This is a genomic window from Streptomyces sp. NPDC059247, assembly GCF_042754005.1.
In the GTDB taxonomy this organism is placed as follows: Bacteria; Actinomycetota; Actinomycetes; order Streptomycetales; family Streptomycetaceae; genus Streptomyces.
Genome location: NZ_JBHYZW010000004.1, coordinates 193,842 through 206,947, shown reverse-complemented (window position 1 = coordinate 206,947; position 13,106 = coordinate 193,842). Strand labels below are relative to the sequence as shown.

Annotated in this window: 12 protein-coding genes; 5 read left to right on the top strand and 7 right to left on the bottom strand. The window is 74.4% G+C overall.

Going from position 1 to position 13,106, the window contains the following annotated elements:
* Nucleotides 1-442 precede the first annotated feature (442 nt).
* The 3 genes from ACFXGN_RS10835 to ACFXGN_RS10825 are packed head-to-tail and all read right to left on the bottom strand — an operon-like array spanning nt 443 to nt 3,305.
* Nucleotides 443-1,594, bottom strand: coding sequence for a cysteine desulfurase family protein (locus ACFXGN_RS10835; RefSeq protein WP_384856322.1), 1,152 nt, complete (start codon nt 1,592-1,594; stop codon nt 443-445).
* Nucleotides 1,595-1,626: 32 nt separating this feature from the next.
* Nucleotides 1,627-2,391: a hypothetical protein gene (locus ACFXGN_RS10830; protein ID WP_384856320.1), complete on the bottom strand. Its 765-nt coding sequence runs from the start codon at nt 2,389-2,391 to the stop codon at nt 1,627-1,629.
* Nucleotides 2,388-3,305: a DMT family transporter gene (locus ACFXGN_RS10825; RefSeq protein ID WP_384856318.1), complete on the bottom strand. Its 918-nt coding sequence runs from the start codon at nt 3,303-3,305 to the stop codon at nt 2,388-2,390. Before ACFXGN_RS10825 ends, ACFXGN_RS10830 begins: the two co-directional genes overlap by 4 nt.
* Nucleotides 3,306-3,539: 234 nt before the next feature.
* Between ACFXGN_RS10825 and ACFXGN_RS10820 the strand changes: the two genes are divergently transcribed.
* The 3 genes from ACFXGN_RS10820 (at nt 3,540) to ACFXGN_RS10810 (ending at nt 7,858) form a co-directional block, all read left to right on the top strand.
* Entirely contained in the window at nt 3,540-4,388 is an 849-nt protein-coding gene (locus ACFXGN_RS10820) for a 3-hydroxyacyl-CoA dehydrogenase family protein (protein WP_384856316.1), read from the top strand.
* Nucleotides 4,389-4,512: 124 nt separating this feature from the next.
* Entirely contained in the window at nt 4,513-4,836 is a 324-nt protein-coding gene (locus tag ACFXGN_RS10815) for an STAS domain-containing protein (protein ID WP_384856313.1), read from the top strand.
* Nucleotides 4,837-5,050: 214 nt separating this feature from the next.
* Nucleotides 5,051-7,858, top strand: a complete 2,808-nt coding sequence (locus ACFXGN_RS10810) for an ATP-binding protein (RefSeq protein ID WP_384856311.1) — start codon at nt 5,051-5,053, stop codon at nt 7,856-7,858.
* Between the two features lie 72 nt (nt 7,859-7,930).
* On the opposite strand, the gene nucS is transcribed toward ACFXGN_RS10810, so the two are convergent.
* Entirely contained in the window at nt 7,931-8,599 is a 669-nt protein-coding gene (nucS, locus tag ACFXGN_RS10805; protein WP_384856308.1) for an endonuclease NucS, read from the bottom strand.
* Nucleotides 8,600-8,849: 250 nt separating this feature from the next.
* On the opposite strand from nucS, the gene ACFXGN_RS10800 reads away from it, so the two are divergent.
* Nucleotides 8,850-9,242, top strand: coding sequence for an SCO5389 family protein (locus tag ACFXGN_RS10800; RefSeq protein WP_384856306.1), 393 nt, complete (start codon nt 8,850-8,852; stop codon nt 9,240-9,242).
* A gap of 261 nt (nt 9,243-9,503) precedes the next feature.
* On the opposite strand, the gene ACFXGN_RS10795 is transcribed toward ACFXGN_RS10800, so the two are convergent.
* Nucleotides 9,504-10,538: an LLM class flavin-dependent oxidoreductase gene (locus ACFXGN_RS10795; protein ID WP_384856304.1), complete on the bottom strand. Its 1,035-nt coding sequence runs from the start codon at nt 10,536-10,538 to the stop codon at nt 9,504-9,506.
* A 196-nt stretch (nt 10,539-10,734) separates the two neighbouring features.
* On the opposite strand from ACFXGN_RS10795, the gene ACFXGN_RS10790 reads away from it, so the two are divergent.
* Nucleotides 10,735-11,064, top strand: a complete 330-nt coding sequence (locus ACFXGN_RS10790) for an ATP/GTP-binding protein (protein WP_366442300.1) — start codon at nt 10,735-10,737, stop codon at nt 11,062-11,064.
* An 11-nt stretch (nt 11,065-11,075) separates the two neighbouring features.
* Here ACFXGN_RS10790 and ACFXGN_RS10785 read toward each other — a convergent pair whose 3' ends face one another.
* Nucleotides 11,076-11,912: an ABC transporter permease gene (locus ACFXGN_RS10785; RefSeq protein ID WP_384856302.1), complete on the bottom strand. Its 837-nt coding sequence runs from the start codon at nt 11,910-11,912 to the stop codon at nt 11,076-11,078.
* The gene (locus ACFXGN_RS10780) at nt 11,909-13,051 is read right to left on the bottom strand and encodes an ABC transporter ATP-binding protein (RefSeq protein ID WP_384856299.1); all 1,143 of its coding nucleotides are present in this window, start codon (nt 13,049-13,051) and stop codon (nt 11,909-11,911) included. Before ACFXGN_RS10780 ends, ACFXGN_RS10785 begins: the two co-directional genes overlap by 4 nt.
* Nucleotides 13,052-13,106 lie beyond the last annotated feature (55 nt).

Sequence of the window (13,106 nt, the reverse complement as noted above, 5' to 3'; positions counted from 1 at the left end):
GCGGGTCGGCGGACCGGCGGACCTGCGGGCCCGGTGGGCTCGCGGGCTCGCGCGGACCGGCGGGCCCGGTGGGCTCGCGCGGGCCGGTGGGCCCACGGGCCCGGCCCGCGCACGGGGCCGGGCCGCACGGGAGGGTGCCACCTGGCGTGGCCCTGAGCCCCGTGCGGCCTTGAGCCCCGTGCTGCTTCGAGCCCGGCGTGGCCCGGCTCCGTGCTGCCTTGAGCCCAGAGTGGCCCGAGCCCCGTGCTGCCTTGAGCCCGGAGTGGCCCGAGCCCCGTGCTGCTCCGAGCCCCACGTGGCTCCGAGCCCGGCGCCCTCCGGCCCTGCGCCCGCAGACCCGGCTCACCCCCGAGCCCGGCTCACCCTCCCGTACGGGGCGGGTCGAGGCCCCGGACCCACCGCCCCGTCCGGTTACGTCCCCGTCCGGTTGCGCCGCCGTCCGTCACGTCCCCGTCGGGGACCCGCCCGGTGTCGCCGCCGTCGCGAGCGCGCGGGCCGCGCGGACCGCGTCCGCCTCCGTGGTGAACCGCCCGAACGAGACGCGGACGCTGCTCCGGACGCGCTCCGGCGGCAGACCGATCGCCCGCAGCACGTGCGAGGGCTCCTGCGCCGCGCTGTTGCAGGCCGAACCCGTCGAGACGGCCACGTCCGCGACCTCCAGGAGCAGTTGCTGCGCGTCCACGCCCGGGAACGAGAGGTTCACCGCGTGCGGCAGGAACCCCGGCCCCACACCACTGTTCAGCACATACGGGACCAGCCCCGACAGCTCGGCGAGGAACAGCTCCCGCAGCCCCGCCAGCCGTACCGCCTCCGCCTCCCGGCAGGCCGAGAGCACCCCGACGGCCGTGCCCAGACCGATGACGGCGGCGGTGTTGAGGGTGCCCGCGCGCAGCCCCCGCTCCTGCCCGCCGCCGTGCAGCTGCGGCACCAGCGGCGCCCGGTCGGACAGCCGGTGCGAGACGTAGAGGACGCCGACGCCCTTCGGGCCGTAGATCTTGTGCCCCGAGAAGGTCAGCAGGTCCGCCCCGAGCGTCCTCACGTCCACCTGCAGTGAGCCCACCCCCTGGGTCGCGTCGCAGTGCAGCGGGACGCCCGCCGCCCGGGTCAGCTCCGCGATCCGGGCGACCGGCTGCACGGTGCCGATCTCGTTGTTGGCGAGCATCACCGAGACCAGCGCGGTCTCCGGCCGCAGCGCCGCCGCCACCCGGTCCGGGTCCACCCGCCCCTCGCCGTCGACGGGCAGCACCGTCACCTCGTGCCCCGCCTCGCCGAGCGCCCGACAGGAGTCGAGCACCGACTTGTGCTCCACGGCGGTGGTCACCACGTGCCGGGCCGCGCCCGCTCCGACGACCCCCTTGATCGCCAGGTTGTTGCCCTCCGTGGCCCCGGAGGTGAAGCAGATCTCGCCGCGCCCCGCCCCGATGAACCGGGCGACCGCCCCGCGCGCCCGCTCGACCTCGCGGAAGGCGCGGATGCCCGCGGCGTGCGGGCTGGACGGGTTGGCGTAGCACTGGGTGGCGGCGAAGGTCATCGCCTCGACGACCGCCGGGTCCGTCGGCGTGGTCGCCTGGTGGTCGAGATAGATCGTGGACATGCCGGTTCTCCCTCTTCCGTGATGACGGGTGGTCAGAAGTCGTACGGGGTGTAGGTCAGCGCCAGCGGATCGGCGCAGGAGGGGTCGGTGAAGACCAGCACGATCTCCTCCTCGGGCGTGCCGAGGGTGCGCAGATAGATCTCGGCGCCCTTGGTGACCTTGTCGCGGTCGGCGAGCGAGTTGATGTCCACGACGTGCCGGTGGGCGCAGTCGGGGAAGGCCCGCAGCCGGGTGAAGTAGCGGGCGAAGTACTCGGCGACGATCAGCGGGCAGCGCGGGACGACGTGGTCGTCCTTGACGACCCCGGCGAGCACCTTCTCGTACTGGCGGGAGCGGAAGACGATCTCGTCGCCCTCGCGGGTGAACAGCGGGTTCTCCCGGGGGTCGTGCAGCCACCGCTTCATCGAACGGGCGGCCCGGTTGCGCAGGTTGCGCTCGCGGGTGACGGAGAAGGCGATCCCGGCCGAGGCGGCCGAGGCGGTGAGCGGCGAGAGGTCGGTCTCGGCGGGGCCCGCGGCCGGGATCGTACAGACGTCGGTGGAACAGGACATGCCGAGGTCGTTGACGATGACGTCGTAGAGGACCTTGTTGCCCCGGTGCAGGCGGCGCGCCGCGGCCCCGGTCTCCTGGGCGAGGGCGAAGGAGTTGAGGGAGAACGGGCCTATGCCCGCGGCCGTGTCGAAGTAGCCGCCCGCGACGAGGACCGCCGAGCGGGAGGTGGTGGAGACGGTCTCCAGGAGGGGCGCGACGCGGGGCCCGGGGCCCGTACGGCTTCCTGTGGTGGACGTGCCGGTCATGTGTGCACTCCGTTCTTCCGGTGCGGTGATCGGTCGGGTGGCGCGGAGGTGTCCGGCCCGGCGCGGGCGGTGGCGCCCAGGCCCGTGCCGAGGGCCGCGCCCACCACGCAGAGCACGGCCGCCCACTGGGGCCAGGCGAGCCGTTCGCCGAGCAGGGCCAGGCCCACCAGGGCGGCGATGACCGGCTCCACCGTGGAGAGGACGGCGAAGACCCGGGGCGGCATCCGGCGCAGCGCGGCGAACTCCAGGGAGAACGGCACCACCACCGTCAGGACCGCCACCAGGAGCGCCGCGCCGAGCACTCCGGGGGCCAGCAGCGTCCCGGCGGAGGGCGCTCCGAGGGCGGGGGCGACGGGCAGGGCGAGCAGGGCGGCGAGGGTGAGGCCGAGGGCCAGCCCCGAACCGCCCGGCACGGCCCGGCCGACCCGGGCGCCGAGCAGGATGTAGCCGGTGAGGGCCGCGCCGGTGAGCAGGCTCGCGGCGAGGCCGACCGGGTCGTCCATGCCCTTCGTCCCGCCGAGGACGAGCAGCCCGAGGGCGGCGAGCGCGACCCAGAGCCGGTCGAGCGCGCGCCGGGAGGTGAGGGCGGCGAGCAGCAGCGGTCCGCTGAACTCCAGGGTCACCACCACGCCGAGCGGGAGCCGGGCGGTGGCCTCGTAGAAGGCGAACTGCATCACGCAGAGGACGGCCCCGTAGGGGAGGAGCAGTCGCCAGTGGGCGCGCAGCAGCCGGGGGGAGGGGCGGGACAGCAGCAGGAGCAGGGCGGCGGCGAGGAGCAGTCGCAGCAGGGTCGCGCCGGCCGGGCCGGTCTGCTCGAAGAGGCGTTTGGCGAAGGCGGAGCCGAACTGGAGGCTGATCATGCCGGTCAGCAGGAGCAGCGGGGCGGGTGCGGTCACGAAGGCGTGCGGACGCACGGCGGCAACTCCTCCCGGGCGGACGGGCATCGGGCGAGCATTCGGACGGACGCACTCGACCATATACCCCCTATGGGTATGTGACGACTGCCTGGAGGCCCGAACGGGGTGCTGCGAGTGTGACGTCCGTCAAAGAGGGCGTGACGCGCGTTACTTCACGGTCACATGGCGCCCCGCGACCGCTAATCTCCGCCGGAGAGCCAGAAGTGAAAAGGCGTTGAGGGGTGGAACATCGTGGCCAGGAAGCTCGCCGTCATCGGGGCCGGACTCATGGGATCCGGCATCGCGCAGGTCTCGGCACAGGCGGGCTGGGACGTCGTCCTGCGTGATGTCACCGACGCCGCGCTCACCCGGGGCACCGACGGCATCAAGGCCTCGTACGACCGCTTCGTCGCCAAGGACCGGCTCACCGCGGCCGACGCCGAGGCCGCCCTCGGCCGGATCACCGCCACCACCGAGCTCGAAGCCGTCGCCGACGCGGACGTCGTCGTGGAGGCCGTCTTCGAGGACCTCGGCGTCAAGCACGAGATCTTCCGCTCGCTCGACAGGATCGCCAAGGACGGCGCCGTCCTCGCCTCCAACACCTCCGCGATCCCGATCACCAAGATCGCCGCGGTGACGGAGCGGCCCGAGGCCGTCGTCGGCACCCACTTCTTCTCCCCGGTCCCGATGATGCAGCTCTGCGAGCTGGTCCGGGGCTACAAGACCAGCGACGCGACCCTCGCCGCCGCCCGCGGGTTCGCCGAGTCCGTCGGCAAGACCTGCATCGTCGTCAACCGCGACGTCGCGGGCTTCGTCACCACCCGGCTCATCGCCGCCCTCGTCGTCGAGGCGGCCAAGCTGCGGGAGTCGGGCGTCGCCACCGCCGAGGACATCGACACCGCCTGCAAGCTCGGCTTCGGCCACGCCATGGGCCCCCTCGCCACCGCCGACCTCACCGGCATCGACATCCTGGTGAACGCGGCGAACAACATCTACACGGAGTGCCAGGACGAGAAGTTCGCACCGCCGGAGCTGATGCGCCGGATGGTGGACGCGGGTGACATCGGCCGCAAGAGCGGGCAGGGCTTCTACAAGTACTGAGCGGTACCCGCCACCCCGCCTCACCCCGTGGGGTGAATATCGGTAACGGTTCGCTGACAGGGCGCAACACTTCCGCCGGTACGGCAGTCAGTTGTTGCGAAGACGGAGCACTCGGGGAGCGCATATGCACATCAGGGGCGACCATGTCGAGCTGGTCGTCGGGGGCCGCCTCGACGTCCGCAGCGCGGCGGACGCCCGTACGGTCCTGCACTCGGCCGTCGACGGCGGAGTCGGCGACCTGGTGCTCGACCTGACCGGACTCGACTCCTGGGACGCCACCGGACTCGGCGTCATCATGGGCGTCCACCGGCGGGCGGGCCGCTGCGGACGCCGTCTCGTTCTGCGCGGGGTGCCGCCCCAGATGCAGCGGCTGCTCGTCGCCACCCGGCTGCACCGCATCCTCGCCATCGAGGGCGGCCTCGCCCTGGAGTCCCTGCCCCGCGTCTGAGACACCCGGGACGGGCGGGACCGGAGTGCCCCACGAGTGTGGAGCGGCTGTGCGAAACAGGCGTCACGCTCAATCCTCACGAGACCGTGACGTCTTGGTCTCCGGGGCACCCCACCTGTTCCCGGCCGTCCGGCCACGGTCTAGGGTTCGGTCGCCCGCACATTGACGGAACCACCCCGCGGGCACCGGACACCGCTTCTTGGGGGCTTGGACCATGGACCCGATCAACCGGGGGCCGGAGGAGTACGGACACGACAGCGAGGGCGACGACGCCCGCGCGGGACGCGGCACCCCCGCCCCCGCGCGAGCCCGTGTCGTCCGGCTCGTCTCCGGCGACCTGCTCGTCACCGTCAACCCCGTCGACGGCAGCGAGATCGAGACCTGCCCGCCCGGCCGGGAACCCGCCGCCCCCCGCCGCCGCACCCCGGAGGAGCGCGCCGAGGCCGCCCGCGCCGCCGCCCCGCCCGGCCCCAGCGCCCCCGAACTGCCCCTGCTCGAACGCCAGGAGCAGCGCGAACGGCTGACCCGCACCCTCCGCAGGGGCCGCACCGCCCGGCTGACCGGACCCCCCGGCTCCGGCCGCACCGCCCTCCTCGACGCCGTCGCCGCCGACTGCGCCGACCTCGCCCCCGACGGCGTCGTCCGGCTCTCCGGCCACCACCGCACCCCCGGCGAACTCCTCCACGAACTGTTCACCACCGTCCTGCGCACCGAGGGCCACCGGCCCGGCCGGGACCTCCTCCTCGACCGGATCGGCGAGATCGGCGCCGTCGTGGTCGTCGACGACCTGGAGTTCGGCGGCGCCGCCCTCGACGAACTCCTCGACGCCGCCCCCGAGTGCGCCTTCCTCCTCGCCGCCGGACCCGAGGTCCCCGCGCCCTCCACCGACGCCCAGGTCGAGGAGGTCCGGCTCACCGGTCTCGGCCGGGGCGCCGCCCTCTCGCTCCTGGAGAGCGCCGTCGGCCGCACCCTCACCGACGAGGAGGCCAACTGGGCCGGTGACCTCTGGTTCGAGTCCGAGGGCCTGCCGATCCGCTTCGTGCAGGCCGGGGCGCTGCTCCGGCAGCGCGACCGGCTGCGCGTCACCCCCGCCGAGTTCGACGCCTTCGGAGCCCTGGAGGAGGCCTTCGGGCCCACCGACCCCGACGCCGCCGCGGTCGTCGCCGCCGCGGCCTTCGACGGTCTCGACGACCCCGACGTCGAACTCCGCGACATACCCCTTCCGAGCCTCGGCGAGGGCGCCGCCCCCGCCGCGCTGCTCGCCTCCCGCCTCAGCCGCTCCGCCCAGGCGGCCCTGCGCTTCGTCGTCGCCCTCGGCGGCGAGGTCCCGCACCACGCCCACCTCCCCGCCCTCGTCGGCGACACCCACGCCGACGCCGCCCTCGGCGAACTCCTCGCCTGCGGCCTGCTCTCCCCGGTCGGCCCCCGCCACCGGCTCGCCGCCGGGGTACTGACCCAGCTCCTCGCCCAGGGGTACGAGACCGAGGCCCTCGGCCGCGCCCACACGGTGGCGCAGCACTACGCCTGGTGGGCCGCCCACCCCTCCGTCACCCCCGAGCAGGCCGCCGCCGAGTCCGACGCCGTCCTCGCGGCCCTGTCCGCCCTCGTCGCGGGCGCCGGAGCGGGAGCGGGCACAGCCACAAGCACAGGTACGAGTACGAGTACGGGCAAGGCCGCGAGTACGGGCGCCGGAACCGGCCCCCACACCGCCCCCGACACCGGCCCCGACGGTACGGAGCACCCCGCCGACCCCGCGGCCGAACACCGCGCCACCGCCGTCCTCCTCGCCCGCGCCGCCGCGCCCGCCTTCGCCGCCGCACTCCACTGGGGCGCCTGGGAGCGGGCCCTGCGCGCGGGACAGGAGGCCGCCCGGCTGGCCGGGGACGTCGCCGAGGAGGCGTACTTCCACCACGAACTGGGCGTCCTCGCGCTCTGCGCGGGCCACCTGGAGCGCGCCCGCGCCGAACTGGAGGCCTCCATCGGGCTGCGCGGAGCGCTCGCCGACAAGCGCGGCACCGTCGCCGGACGCCGGGCGCTCGCCCTCGTCGCCGACCTCTCCGGGGAGCACCCCGCCCCGGCCCGTACCGGGGAACCCGTCGCCCCGCCGCGCGCCCGTACCGCCCTGCCCGGCCCGGAGCCCGTCACCGCCCCGCTGCCGGGCGGACCCGTCCGCACCGCCCCGCTCCCCACCGCGAAGCACTTCCCGGTCCCGAATCCGGCCCCGTTCCCGAATCCGGCCCCGAATCCGGCCCCGTTCCCGAATCCGGTCCCGAATCCGGCCCCGTTCGCGCCCCCGGCCCCGTTCGCGGTCACGGCCCCTTCGCCGATCCCGGTCTTCCCCGGCCCCGCCGACGAGGGCCACACCCTGATCACCCGCCCCGGCGCGGGCGGCCCCGGCCCCAAGGGCGGCTTCGCGCGCACCCTCGTCGGCGGCGCGCGCCGCAACCTCGCCGCCGTCGGCGCGGGCGCGCTGCTCGTCGCCGTCCTCGGCACGGTCGTCACCCTCGGCGCCACCTCAGGCAACGGCGTGGACCCCGCCAACAACCACGTCACCACCGACACCACGGCGACCGAGGGCGTCCCCGACGACGAGGGGGGCGAGGTGCCGGCCGAGGGCGAGACGGCGGAACCGGGCGAGACCGGCAGGGCCACCCGCTCCGGCCCTCCCGGCCCCTCCGAGTCCGGGAGCGCCTCGCCCTCGGACCCGGCGGCCTCGGACAGCCCCGGCACCCCGGACACCTCCGGCACCCCCTCGTCCTCCTCCGGCAGCCCGGACACCACGGCTCCCACGACGACGGCCCCGTCGACCACGACCCCGCCGCGCCCGACGACCCCGCACACGACCCCGCCCACCGGGACGACCGCCCCGCCGGAGACGACACCCCCGACGACGCCCCCGACGACCCCGCCCACGACCCCGCCGACCACCGCGCCGACCGAGAGCGAGGGCAGCCCCAGCAACTCCGCCTCCTCCTCCCTCGGCGGCGACGGTCCCACCACCGCTCCGGAGCCGTCGGCCTGACCCGCGTACGGACACGGCGAAGGCCCCGGGCGCGTCCACCGCACCCGGGGCCTTCCCGTACCGCCGCGCTGCCTAGAACAGCCGCAGCTTGTCGTCCTCGATGCCGCGCATCGCGTCGTAGTCCAGGACCACGCAGCCGATGCCCCGGTCCGTGGCGAGGACCCGGGCCTGCGGCTTGATCTCCTGCGCCGCGAACACGCCCCTCACCGGTGCCAGGTGCGGATCGCGGTTCAGCAGCTCCAGATAACGGGTCAGCTGCTCGACGCCGTCGATCTCGCCGCGCCGCTTGATCTCCACCGCGACCGTGGCCCCGTCGGCGTCCCGGCACAGGATGTCCACCGGGCCGATCGCGGTCGGGTACTCCCGGCGGATCAGGGTGTGTCCCTCACCGAGGATCTCGATGCGGTCGGCGAGCAGCTCCTGGAGGTGCGCCTCGACGCCGTCCTTGATGAGACCCGGGTCGACGCCGAGCTCGTGCGAGGAGTCGTGGAGGATCTCCTCCATCGTGATGATCAGTTTCTCGCCCGCTTTGTTGATCACGGTCCACACGCCCTCGCCGTCGGCGCCCTCCTTGAGGGTGCACGGCGGGGACATCCAGTTGAGCGGTTTGTACGCCCGGTCGTCCGCGTGGATGGAGACGCTGCCGTCTGCCTTGACGAGGATCAGACGGGGCGCGGAGGGCAGGTGGGCCGTGAGCCGGCCCGCGTAGTCCACGGAGCAACGGGCGATGACGAGACGCATGGTCCGCAACGCTACAAGACGGGCGAGCGTCCGCGCGATTCGGGCACCGCGCGAGAGCCGCCCGGCAGTGTTCCTGAGCCGAACACCCGTCGGTTATCAGCCGGTTGTGTTCGCCATCTCCTGGTGCGGCCCGGACTGCGCGCTTACCGTGGAAGCTGGAGGTCGTCGTCCGTGCACGCTGCGTGGCGGCCGGCCCCGGCCTTCGCCCTGCCCGCAAGACCCCGTCCGCGGGGTCGCGAGAGGAGAACCCATGTCGCTCGACGTCTCACCGGCCCTGTTGGAACAGGCCGAGCGAGGCGAGGTCGACGAAGCCGACTTCGTCGACTGCGTCCGGACCTCCCTGCCCTACGCATGGGAGATGATCAGTTCTCTGGTGGCCCGGCTGAAGGTCGACGGCGGAGAGTTCGCCGACAACCAGACGCCGCCGCCGAATGAGCAGGCACGTGGTCAGCTGCTGCGCGCGCTGGCGAGCGACGCCATCCGTGGTGCGCTGCAGCGGCACTTCGGGGTGCGTCTCGCCTTCCAGAACTGCCACCGGGTGGCGGTGTTCCCGCTGGACCCGTCGGTGGACGAGCGGCTCGCCCGCTTCACCTCGACCCGGGGCCAGCTCCTCAACCAGTCGTCGGAACTGCGCGACTGCTGAGACACGGTGCCGCCGCTCCGCGCCACGGGAGGAGCGGTCCGCGCGACTCCCCGCGCGTCGCCGCGAGGAGGTGCCGGAGCGGCGGTACGGTCCCCACCCCCGGGCAGGGCTCCGTCCGCCGCGCCCCGGCCGGACCGGCGGCGCGAGGCCCCCGTGCTCCGGTCCGACCGGCGGCGCGGAACCGTCGAGCCCCGGCCGGACCGGCACCGCGGGACCATCGCACCCCGGCCGGAACAGCACCGCGGGACCACCGCGCCCCGCTCAGACCAGCAGCGGCAGGACCTCCGCGCCCAGCCGCCGCACGTTCTCCTCGGTGGCCGCGAGATCGCCCGAGCCCTCGGCGAGCAGCGCGAAGCGGGTGATGCCCGTGCGCTCGGCCGTCGCCGCGAGCCGGTCCGCCGCGAGCCGGGGCGTGCCCACCGGGTGGAGCCCGGCCAGCAGCTCCGTGTACGCCACCGGGTCCCGCATCGCACGGCTCCTGCCGTCCACCGTCACATGCGCGTCGAGGCCCTGCCGCAGCCAGCCCGGCATCGCCTTCACCAGCGCCTCCGCCGCGTCCGCCGTCCGGTCCGCGAGCTGTGCCACTCCCGCCGAGACGTGCTGGGCGCCGGTCCGCGCGGTCTCCTCCGGGTCCCGCCCGGCCTCCCGCGCGCAGCGCGCCCAGGCGGCGACCATCTCGGCCTTCTCCTCGTCGCCGCAGTGCATCCCGAGAAGCATCGGAAGCCCGCGCTCGGCGGCGAGCCGCACGCCCCTCGGTGAGGTGCAGGCCACCACGACCTCCGGCGCGGCCGGGCCGCCGATCAGCTCGTCGGGGCGGGGCACGACCGGGACCTCGCGGAAGGAGAACCGCTCTCCCGAGGCGCCGACGACCGGCTCGGTCAGCCAGCGCAGCAGCAGGTCGAGCGACTCGGGGAAGTCCCGCTCGTACGCGCCGAGGCCGGTGCCGAACACCTCCAGGTCCACCCAGGGCCCGCCCCGGCCGACCCCCAGGGTGAACCTGCCGCCCGAGGTGAGGTGCAGCAGCGCGGCCTGCTCGCCCAGGGCGACCGGGTGCACGGCGGGCAGGACGCTCACCGCCGTGCCGACCCGCAGCCGCCGGGTGCGGCCCAGGAGCAGCGCGGCCAGGGTGATCGCCGAGGGGCAGACCCCGTACGGCACGAAGTGGTGCTCGGCCAGCCAGACCGAGTCCAGGCCCGCCTCCTCGGCGACCTCGGCGGTCCGCACCGCCCGGTGCAGCGCCTCCCCCTGTCCCTGGCCCGGGAACTGGGCGGCCAGAACGAACGTACCCACGCGCATCGCTTGCTGCCTCCTTGCGGCCTGCCCGTTCCCCCCTCGTACGGGCATCAACGCCTGACACGTGCCAAAGGCAACGGCCGTTCATGAAGTTCTTGCGATTTTCGGCTAAGCCGGTTCAGTGGGGCCGGGGGCACCGGGTCGCGGCCCGTAGGCTTGAAGGAACGGTCCGTGTTCCCATACCCCGTGAGGTGTGCCCGTGTCCCCGCGCCACAACCGCTCCCGAGGCGGCGAGAAGCCCGAACAGCAGCCGGGCGACCACGGCGACCGGTACGGCGGCGTGCAGCGCACCGAGAGCTGGCAGGGCGAGGAGTGGTACGTCCGCCTCGTCGCCGGGGCCAGCTCACCCGGCAAGCGCTACCGCTGCCCCGGCTGCGACCAGGAGATCCCGGGCGGCGCCCCGCACGTGGTCGCCTGGCCGGAGTACGGGGGAGTGGACGACCGGCGGCACTGGCACAAGGCCTGCTGGAACGCGAAGGACCGCCGCACCACCAAGGTGCAGCGGTCCCGCAACGCTCCCAGGCACTGAGGTCCGGGCCGTCACACGTCCCGGCTGTTCAGCAGGGCGTACGCGCCGCCCAGGGCCACGGCCGTCACCCCGGCGAGGATGCCCAGCGGCTCCCAGCCCGCCGGACCGCTGTCGCCGAGCGGCGGCTTCGTGGCGTACAGCGCGATCATCTGCGAGGGGATCGCGTAGGTGAACAGCCACTCCTGCACGGAGCGCAGCGCCTCGGAGAACATGAACAGCGCCGCCACCAGCGGAAGCAGCAGCAGACCGATCATCACCGTGATCGCGCCCGCCGAGTGCCGGATCAGCGTGCCGAACGCCAGCGCCAGCAGACCGAGGACGGCCAGATAGGCGCCCGCGCCCACCGTCGCCCGCAGCCACTCGCCCGTCGACGGGGCCGCAGCCGTGTCCACCAGGGCCACCTGCACCGCCGCCACCAGCGAGGCGGTCACGGTGGTCACCGTGAAGACCAGCAGGAAGAACACGGCCGCCTTCGCCGTGAGCACCCGCGCCCGGCTCGGGCAGGCCGTCAGGGTCGTACGGATCATGCCGGTGCCGTACTCGGAGGCCACCGTCAGCACCCCCAGCGTGATCACGCAGATCGACGCGGGCAGCATCCCGAAGAACCCGAAGGCCAGCGCCGACTCCTCGCCCATCGGAGCGTTCGAGGACGCGGCGATCGCCGCCACCCCCAGACCGATGCCGGCCATCAGCAGGACCATGACCCCGAGGGTCCACAGCGTCGACCGCACCGAGCGGATCTTCGTCCACTCGGAGGCGAGGGCGTCACCGAGGTGCGCCCGGCGCACCGGGATCGGGGAGACGTAGGTGTACGGCTGCGGGGCGGGGGCGGGGGCGGGGGCGGTCATCGGGCGTCCTTGGGGGTGTCGCCCGACTGCGGGCTGCTCGGCTGCGGGGAGGCGTACGGGCCCGGGGCCGGCTGACCGGGGCCCCCGGCGTACGGGTTCTGTCCGGGCGGCGGCGGGGCGTACCAGCCCTGCTGCGGCACCTCGCCGACCACCTGCGGGGGCGGCGTCCCGTACCCCGGCTGACCCGGCTGGAGCGGCGCCTGGAGGTGCGCGAGCCGGTCGTCGGTGGAGCGGTAGTCCACGGCGCCCTGCGTCATCCGCATGTACGCCTCCTCCAGCGACGCCTGGTGCGGGGAGAGCTCCCACAGCCGCACGTCCGTGCCGTGCGCCAGGTCGCTGATCCTCGGCAGCGGCAGCCCGGTCACCCGCAGCGCGCCGTCCGGCTCGGACAGCACCTGCCCGCCGGCCCCCGTCAGCGCCGCCGTCAGCTTCTCCCGCGCGACCGGGTCCGTCTCCGGGGTGCGGACCCGGGCGAAGTCGGCCGAGTTCGCCGAGATGAAGTCCGTCACGCTCATGTCCGCGAGCAGCTGCCCCCGGCCGATCACGATCAGATGGTCGGCGGTGAGCGCCATCTCGCTCATCAGGTGGCTGGAGACGAAGACCGTCCGCCCCTCGGCGGCCAGCTTCTTCATCAGGTTGCGGACCCAGAGGATGCCCTCCGGGTCCAGGCCGTTGACCGGCTCGTCGAAGAGCAGCACCTGCGGGTCGCCCAGGAGCGCCGCCGCGATGCCGAGCCGCTGGCCCATGCCCAGGGAGAAGCCGTTGGAGCGCCGCTTGGCCACGTCCTGGAGGCCGACGACCCCGAGGACCTCGTCGACGCGCTGCGCCGGGATGCCCGCGAGCTGCGCCAGCGACAGCAGGTGGCTCCGGGCGCTCCGCCCGCCGTGCACGGCCTTGGCGTCAAGGAGCGCGCCGACCTGCCGGGGAGCGTTCGGCAACTGCCGGAAGGGGTGGCCACCGATCGTGACCTGCCCCGAGGTCGGCCGGTCGAGCCCCAGGATCATGCGCATCGTCGTCGACTTCCCGGAGCCGTTCGGCCCCAGGAAACCGGTGACGACGCCGGGCCTCACCTGGAAGGAAAGGTTGTACACGGCCGTCTTGGCGCCATAGCGCTTCGTCAGGCCGACTGCCTCGATCATTCTCCAGCCCCATCGACAGGTCACATCCGTGTCGGGGCGTGGCGGCCGTAGGCCG